The sequence below is a fragment of the Hylemonella sp. GW821-FHT12C09 genome (assembly GCF_058807395.1).
In genome coordinates this window covers 1-1240 of the sequence record NZ_JBXAQQ010000017.1, presented here as the reverse complement: position 1 = coordinate 1240, position 1240 = coordinate 1, and the positions used below count along the sequence as shown (strand labels likewise).

At 62.9% G+C, this 1240-nt stretch carries 1 protein-coding gene; it reads left to right on the top strand.

Going from position 1 to position 1240, the window contains the following annotated elements; all coding sequences use genetic code 11:
- Positions 1 to 61: 61 nt before the first annotated feature.
- Positions 62 to 1209 (top strand): IS3 family transposase gene (locus AC1RRP_RS19245; protein ID WP_493038983.1). Its coding sequence is split into 2 segments (ribosomal slippage): positions 62 to 323 and positions 323 to 1209, totalling 1149 coding nucleotides; the frame shifts between segments, so codons are not numbered across the junction.
- Positions 1210 to 1240: the final 31 nt, after the last annotated feature.

The window sequence follows — 1240 nt, the reverse complement described above, 5'->3', positions numbered from 1 at the left end:
TGGGCTGCTGCCGGTTTCAAAGACACTTTGTTAAGGTGGTCGATGAAACCGGAGGTGGTGTATGGAAACGAGAAGGAAATTCAGCCGCGAGTTCAAGCTTGAGGCGGTGAGGCTGGTCAAGGAGCGAGGGGTGTCGGTGTCCCAGGCGGCCAAGGACCTGGATGTGCACGAGAACGTGCTGCGCAAATGGATGCGAGAGCTGCATCAAGACCCGCAACATGCCTTCCCTGGCCAGGGGGTGATGAAACCCGAGCAGGCCGAGCTGGAGCGGCTGCGCAAAGAGGTGGCCCGGCTGAAGATGGAGCGCGACATATTGAAAAAAGCCGCGGCCTACTTCGCCAAGGAGTCGATGTGAGATTCGACTTCGTGGCGAAGCACCGAGTGGTCTGGCCGGTGGGATTGATATGCGAGGCGCTCGGTGTCTCGCGCAGTGGCTTTTATGCCTGGCTGAGCCGGCCCAGAAGCCAGCGCAGCCAGACTGATGAGGTACTGGGCACCCTGGTGCGGCAAAGCTTCATCGGCAGCGACCGGACCTATGGTGCGCGGCGCGTCTGGCACGACGTGCTGGCCCTGGGGCAGTCCTGCGGACTGCATCGGGTTGAGCGCCTGATGCGCCTGCAAGCCCTGCGGGCGCGCCCCAGACGCCGAGGCCTGCCCAAGGACGCTGGCGAGCGCAGCGCCATTGCCAGCAACGTGCTGGACCGCCAGTTCCAGGCCGATGGCCCCAACCAGAAGTGGGTGGCCGACTTCACGTACATCTGGACGGCTGAGGGCTGGCTGTATGCGGCCGCCGTGCTGGACCTGTACTCGCGCCGGATTGTGGGCTGGTCAATGCAGGAGAGCATGACCTCGCAACTGGTGGCTGATGCCCTGATGATGGCGGTGTGGCGTCGGGGCAAGCCCGTGGCCCTGCTGCATCACTCCGACCAGGGCAGCCAGTACACCAGCGAGCACTTCCAGGAGTTGCTCAAGGAGCAGGGCATCACGTGCAGCATGAGCCGTGCCGGCGAGGTCTGGGACAACTCGGCGATGGAGAGCTTCTTCAGTTCCTTGAAGACCGAGCGCACGGCCAAGAAGGTGTACCGCTCACGGGAGCAGGCCCGGGCTGACGTGTTCGATTACATCGAGCGGTTCTACAACCCGACGCGCCGTCATTCGACGCTCGGTTACGTCAGTCCGATAGACTTCGAGAAAGCTTCAGAAGCTTAGGTGGGTGTCCACGGAACCGGCAGCAGCCCAA